The organism is Thalassococcus sp. BH17M4-6, assembly GCF_049323015.1.
Taxonomy (GTDB): Bacteria; Pseudomonadota; Alphaproteobacteria; order Rhodobacterales; family Rhodobacteraceae; genus Puniceibacterium.
The window spans coordinates 172,057-178,411 of record NZ_JBMPGU010000010.1 but is presented as its reverse complement, the minus strand read 5'-3'; the positions used below and the strand labels follow the sequence as shown (position 1 = coordinate 178,411).

Genomic DNA, 6,355 nt, shown 5'->3' with positions numbered 1-6,355 from the left:
GCGACGCCCATGCCGCCGCCGATGCAGAGCGTGGCGAGGCCCTTCTTGGCGTCGCGGCGCTTCATTTCGAAGAGCAGCGTGTTGAGCACCCGCGCGCCCGAGGCGCCGATCGGGTGGCCGATGGCGATGGCGCCGCCGTTGACGTTCACGATGGCCGGATCCCAGCCCATGTCCTTGTTGACCGCGCAGGCCTGGGCGGCGAAGGCCTCGTTCGCCTCGACCAGGTCCAGGTCCTCGGCCTTCCAGCCGGCCTTTTCCAGCGCCTTGCGCGATGCATAGATCGGGCCCACGCCCATGATCGACGGGTCAAGGCCCGCGGTGGCGTAGGACACGATGCGCGCCAGCGGCTCGATCCCGCGCTTTTCGGCGTTGTCGGCGGACATCAGCAGCACACCCGCCGCGCCGTCATTCAGGCCGCTGGCGTTGGCGGCGGTCACGGTGCCGTCTTTGGTGAAGGCGGGGCGCAGTTTCTGCATGTTCTCGATGGTGGCGCCGTGGCGGATGTATTCATCCTTGTCGACGACGGTTTCGCCCTTGCGGGTCTTGACGGTGAAGGGGATGACCTCGTCATCGAACTTGCCGGCCTTCTGCGCGGCTTCGGCCTTGTTCTGCGATCCGACGGCGAATTCGTCCTGCATCTCGCGGCTGATCTGCCACTTTTCGGCGACGTTTTCGGCGGTCTGGCCCATGTGGTAGCCGTTGAACGCATCCCAGAGGCCGTCGCGGATCATCGTGTCGATATAGCTCATGTCGCCCATCTTGTGACCGGCGCGCAGGTTGGCGGCATGCGGCGACAGGGTCATGTTCTCCTGCCCGCCGGCGCAGATGATCTCGGCATCGCCCAGCTGGATGTGCTGCGCGCCCAGGGCCACGGCGCGCAGGCCCGACCCGCAGACCTGGTTGATGCCCCAGGCCGCGCTTTCCTGCGGCAGACCGGCGTTCACATGCGCCTGGCGGGCGGGGTTCTGGCCCTGAGCGGCGGTCAGGACCTGGCCCAGGATGGTTTCGGACACGTCGGCCTTGTCGATCCCGGCGCGGTCGACCAGCGCCTCGAGCACCGCCGCCCCCAGATCATGCGCGGGCGTCGTGGCGAACGACCCGCCGAAACTGCCGACAGCCGTGCGGGCCGCGGATGCGATAACAACATTGGTCATAATGAGTCCTCCAAAGACCTTCGGGTTAGGCGAAGCATGCGCGCCCGGGGGACAACGCACAACCCCTGCCTTTGTCAGCAGTCATAGAGGAACGGCGCACCCAATCGCAACCGAAAGGGGATCAGGCACCGGCGGCGAGCGGGCTGTCCGTCATCCAATCCGGTTTCACGGTCGGCGCCCCGAAATAATAGCCCTGCAGGCAATCCACGCCGAGATCGGCCAGATAGGCCGCGTCGTCGGCGCGTTCGACCATTTCGGCGACGGTGAACATGTCGAACTGCTGTGCGATGGACAGCATCGCGCGCGCCAGCACCTGGTTGTCCGGGTCGCAGGCGATGGCGCGGATGAATTGGCCGTCGATCTTGAGGATGTCGAACTGGAACGATTTGAAATGCCGGAAGGCGGTGTTGCCTGCGCCGAAATCGTCCAGCGCGAAGGAAATACCCTTCCGCTGCAGGTCCGACATGAAGCTGACCACCAGTTCCGGCACCATCATGGCAGAGCTTTCGGTGATTTCGAGGATCAGCCGTTCGGCCACCGTCGGGTCGCGGTCGAGACCCCGCGACAGGGTCCGCAGCCATTTCTTGTAGCCGATGGACCGCGCCGACATGTTCACCGACAGCCGCACGTCCGGTTCGCGGTATAGCGTCTGCAGGGCCTTTTCCAGGGCAAGGCAATCCAGCAGCCGCCCGAGTTCGGTTTCCTCGACCGCGTCGATGAAATCGCGCGCGGGGATGATGCGCCCGGTCTCGTCCTGCAGGCGAATCAGCGCCTCGTGAAAGGCGATGCGGTCGGGGCTGGTGGCCTGCACCACCGGCTGATAGGCCATCAGCACCTGTTTGTGCCGGATCGCGGCCGTCACCATGTCGAGCGTATGTCGGTCGCGCTGTTCGATCGCGGCGGTCAGCGCGTCGCGCGGGCCGTTCGGGAATTTTCTTGGTGCCATGGCCTGCGCCTCTTTCGCCTCATCCGAACGGGACTTTGGCCATGCCGCCTTAAGCAGAGGTTTAATTCGGACCGATGCATAGAATTGCGCGCAGTTCTCGCCCTAGGGGACAAAGCGGCGGGGGCGTGTTGACTCTGCCCCGGCCTTGGATATAAGCGCCGCTTCATTGGTGTTGGTGGCCCCCGCAAGGGGATGCCTGTCAGAGCGAAAGTTCAAAGGACAACGCCCTTCACAGCCGCCCGGTTCGGGCAGCGCCTAAACAGAAGGAGATCAGACGGTGACCAAACGCACCTCTGCCAAGTACAAGATCGACCGCCGGATGGGTGAAAACATCTGGGGTCGTCCGAAATCCCCGGTCAACCGCCGTGAATACGGCCCCGGCCAGCACGGCCAGCGCCGCAAGGGCAAACTGTCCGACTTCGGTCTGCAGTTGCGCGCGAAGCAGAAGCTGAAGGGCCATTACGGCGATCTGACCGAAAAGCAGTTCCGCCGCATCTTCCGCGAGGCAGAGCGTCAGAAAGGCGATACCGGCGAGCTGCTGATCGGCCTGCTGGAGCGTCGTCTGGACGCCGTCGTCTACCGTGCCAAGTTCGTGGCCACCGTGTTCGCCGCCCGCCAGTTCGTCAACCACGGCCATGTTCTGGTCAACGGCCAGCGCGTCAACATCCCGTCCTACCGCGTGAAAGAGGGTGACGTGATCGAGGTCCGCGAGAAGTCCAAGCAGATGGTCGCGGTTCTCGAAGCCGTGCAACTGCCCGAGCGTGACGTGCCCGACTACCTCGAGGTCGACCATTCCAAGATGACCGCGACCTTCGTGCGGACCCCCGGCCTGTCGGACGTGCCGTTCGCGGTTCAGATGGAACCGAACCTCGTCATCGAATTCTACGCACAGAACTGATCTGTGCCGACCCAGCGCCCCGGATGTTTTTGGGGCGACGCGAACGAAAAAGCGCCCTCGCAGACCTCTGCGGGGGCGTTTTCGTGTTGTGCCGTCCTGCGTTGAGGGATGCGGGCCGAATTTTCGTGCATTTGGCGCCGCGGTACCTTCAGGGAAGGTCCGGGCAACCCGTGCAAAGCGGCTGCCCGAACGGCGGCGGCCCTGTCTCGGGCCGCGCTGAACGTGTCAGATGTAGAACAGGTCGCGATAGACGTGGCGCACGATGTTTTCGCGCTTGATGCCACGCGCGGCCAATTTCTCGTCGCTCATCGCGTTGAGGGCCTGAACCGTGCGGTAGCGGTGATTGCGCTCCGAAGCCCGGAGCAGCATCTCCCAGAACCGGTTGAAAGCGGCGCCGACGCCGACAAGTGCGTTCTTGGCGATGCTGCCGACACTGGAGGTGTGGGACAGGAACTGTTCGGTTGTATAAGCCATGGTCAATTTCCTTTCTGGCCTTGGTAAGGGCCTCCCTGCCACCGAAGATATGCTGCAACTGCAGCATCGACCACTGCCGTCGCGGAATAGCCGCTTTCGGCACAGCGCATGACTCGGGCGTTCTCACGCTGCCTAAATTTTACCAGTTGATAAAAAAATTATCCTGTGAGAGCCTTTCCAAAAGACTGACAAGATTTGCAACGGGAGAAGCGGCATGGATGCAAAAAGCTTGGCCGAAGGTGTGATGGCCGGACGGCTGGAGCCGGCGCAATTGAGCGAGGGGTTTGCCGATCTGCATCCGCCGCTGGACGATCACGAGGCGCTGGTGGCCGCGGATCGCTGCTATTTCTGCCATGACGCGCCCTGCATCACCGCCTGTCCCACCGACATCGACATCCCGCTTTTCATCCGGCAGATCGCCACCGGCACGCCGGATGCCGCCGCCAAGACGATCCTGAGCCAGAACATCCTGGGCGGCATGTGTGCGCGGGTCTGCCCGACCGAGACACTGTGCGAACAGGTCTGCGTGCGCGAGGTGGCCGAAGGCAAGCCGGTCGAAATCGGGCGGTTGCAGCGCTTTGCCACCGACGGGCTGATGGCTAAAGGCGTGCACCCCTTCGAACGCGGCGCCGCCACGGGCCGCAAGATCGCCGTGGTCGGCGCGGGCCCCGCCGGATTGGCCTGCGCGCACCGGCTGGCGATGAAAGGCCATGACGTCGTGATCTTCGACGGGCGCGACAAGCCCGGCGGGCTCAATGAATACGGAATCGCCGCCTACAAATCGACCGAGGATTTCGCCGCGCGCGAGGTCGACTGGCTGCTGCAGATCGGTGGCATCCAGATGCAGACCGGCAAGGTCGTTGGCCGCGACATCACGCTTGAGGAACTGCGCGCGGATCATGACGCGGTTTTCCTGGGCATCGGGCTGGGCGGCGTGAATGCGCTTTCGGCCCCCGGGGCCGACAAGGACGGTGTGCTGGACGCCGTGGGCTTTATCGCCGACCTGCGCCAGACGCCGGACCTGAGCCAGCTGCCCGTGGGCCGCGATGTCGTGGTGATCGGCGGCGGCATGACGGCGGTCGATGCGGCGGTACAATCGAAACTTCTGGGCGCGCTCAACGTCACCATCGTCTATCGCCGGGGCCGCGCGCGGATGAATGCCAGCCGCTACGAGCAGGAACTTGCCTCGGCCAAGGGTGTTCGGATCATCTGCAACGCCTCGCCCGTGGCTGTGCATGGCAACGGTGCCGTGCGCGAGATCGAGTTCGAATACACCGACGACGCGCTGGCGCCCACGGGCCAGAGGTTCCGGCTGGCTGCCGACCAGGTGTTCAAGGCAATCGGTCAGAGCCTTTCGGGCGCGGACCTGCCCGACCTCGACGGCGGCAAGATCGCCGTCACCGGTGCCGGGCGGACCTCGCTTGACGGGGTTTGGGCGGGCGGCGACTGCGCGTCAGGCGGCGACGATCTGACCGTGACGGCCGTCGCCGAAGGGCGCGACGCGGCGGAGGATATTCACGCGACACTGATGGCGGTGGTGAGTTGAAAACCCACCCTACGGGAGGCAAGCAAGATGGCTGATCTGACAACCGAATTCGTGGGCATCAAGAGCCCGAACCCGTTCTGGCTGGCCTCTGCGCCGCCGACCGACAAGGAATACAACGTTCGCCGCGCTTTCGAGGCCGGATGGGGCGGAGTGGTCTGGAAAACCCTGGGCGAGGCCGGGCCGCCCATCGTGAACGTCAACGGCCCGCGCTACGGCGCGATCTGGGGCGCGGACCGGCGGCTTTTGGGGCTCAACAACATCGAACTGATCACCGACCGTCCGCTCGAGGTCAACCTGCGCGAGATCAAGGCCGTCAAGCGCGACTATCCCGACCGCGCCATGGTCGTCTCGCTGATGGTCCCTTGCGAGGAAGAGGCGTGGAAAGCCATCCTGCCGCTGGTCGAGGAAACCGGCGCTGACGGGGTCGAGCTGAATTTCGGCTGCCCGCATGGGATGAGCGAACGCGGCATGGGGTCGGCGGTGGGCCAGGTGCCCGAATATATCGAGATGGTCACGCGCTGGGTAAAGCAGAATACCCGCATGCCCTGCATCGTGAAGCTGACCCCCAATATCACCGACATCAAGAAGCCCGCCGCCGCAGCCCTTGCGGGCGGGGCCGACGCGGTGTCGCTGATCAACACGATCAATTCCATCACCAGCGTGGATCTGGACCTTTTCGCGCCGGAACCCACCATCGATGGCAAGGGCGCACATGGCGGTTACTGCGGGCCTGCGGTGAAGCCTATTGCGCTCAACATGGTTGCGGAAATCGCCCGCACGCCGGAAATGGCGCATCTGCCAATCAGCGGAATTGGCGGGGTAACCACGTGGAAGGACGCCGCGGAATTCATGGCGCTGGGGGCCGGGAACGTGCAGGTCTGCACGGCGGCGATGACCTATGGCTTCAAGATCGTGCAGGAAATGATCTCGGGCCTGTCAGACTACATGGACAAGAAGGGCATGACGGCCACGTCCGAACTCGTGCGCCGCGCCGTCCCGAACCTGAGCGACTGGCAGCACCTGAACCTTAACTACGTCGCCAAGGCGCGGATCAATCAGGATCTGTGCATTTCCTGCGGGCGCTGCTTTGCCGCGTGCGAGGATACCTCGCACCAGGCGATTTCTATGTCCGACAGCCGGGTGTTCGAGGTCAAAGATGACGAATGCGTCGCCTGCAACCTGTGTGTGAACGTCTGCCCGGTCGAAGGCTGCATCACGATGGAGCCGATGGCGGCAGGCGCCGTCGACCCGCGCACCGGTCAGACGGTCGAGGCGGACTATGCCAACTGGACCACGCATCCCAACAACCCCGCCGCGGCCAAGGCGGCGGAGTAGGG

General features: G+C 64.4%; 6 protein-coding genes. 3 read left to right on the top strand and 3 right to left on the bottom strand.

The features are described from left to right. Window positions 1–1,154, bottom strand: a 1,154-nt coding sequence (locus ACOXXX_RS15335) for an acetyl-CoA C-acetyltransferase (protein ID WP_422827478.1), incomplete at its 3' end; no start/stop codon positions are given. Between the two features lie 121 nt (window positions 1,155–1,275). Next, window positions 1,276–2,100, bottom strand: coding sequence for an EAL domain-containing protein (locus tag ACOXXX_RS15330; protein WP_422827477.1), 825 nt, complete (start codon window positions 2,098–2,100; stop codon window positions 1,276–1,278). Between the two features lie 277 nt (window positions 2,101–2,377). Between ACOXXX_RS15330 and rpsD the strand changes: the two genes are divergently transcribed. Next, entirely contained in the window at window positions 2,378–2,998 is a 621-nt protein-coding gene (gene rpsD / locus ACOXXX_RS15325) for a 30S ribosomal protein S4 (protein ID WP_422827476.1), read from the top strand. Between the two features lie 225 nt (window positions 2,999–3,223). On the opposite strand, the gene ACOXXX_RS15320 is transcribed toward rpsD, so the two are convergent. Continuing rightward, a complete protein-coding gene (locus ACOXXX_RS15320; RefSeq protein WP_422827475.1) occupies window positions 3,224–3,472 on the bottom strand; it encodes a DUF1127 domain-containing protein in 249 nt (82 codons plus the stop codon). Between the two features lie 214 nt (window positions 3,473–3,686). Between ACOXXX_RS15320 and ACOXXX_RS15315 the strand changes: the two genes are divergently transcribed. Together ACOXXX_RS15315 and preA are read left to right on the top strand one after the other, a co-directional pair. After that, entirely contained in the window at window positions 3,687–5,018 is a 1,332-nt protein-coding gene (locus tag ACOXXX_RS15315) for an NAD(P)-dependent oxidoreductase (RefSeq protein ID WP_422827474.1), read from the top strand. A gap of 27 nt (window positions 5,019–5,045) precedes the next feature. Further along, window positions 5,046–6,353 carry an NAD-dependent dihydropyrimidine dehydrogenase subunit PreA gene (gene preA, locus ACOXXX_RS15310; protein ID WP_422827473.1) on the top strand — a complete coding sequence of 436 codons (1,308 nt, stop codon included), beginning with the start codon at window positions 5,046–5,048 and terminating at the stop codon, window positions 6,351–6,353. The last annotated feature ends 2 nt before the right edge of the window (window positions 6,354–6,355 follow it).

Excerpts from the sequence above, each read along its gene's own strand:
- ACOXXX_RS15330 (WP_422827477.1), bottom strand. The coding sequence starts at position 2,100 with ATGGCACCAAGAAAATTCCCGAACGGCCCGCGCGACGCGCTGACCGCC.
- ACOXXX_RS15320 (WP_422827475.1), bottom strand. The coding sequence starts at position 3,472 with ATGGCTTATACAACCGAACAGTTCCTGTCCCACACCTCCAGTGTCGGC.
- ACOXXX_RS15315 (WP_422827474.1), top strand. The coding sequence starts at position 3,687 with ATGGATGCAAAAAGCTTGGCCGAAGGTGTGATGGCCGGACGGCTGGAG.
- preA (WP_422827473.1), top strand. The coding sequence starts at position 5,046 with ATGGCTGATCTGACAACCGAATTCGTGGGCATCAAGAGCCCGAACCCG.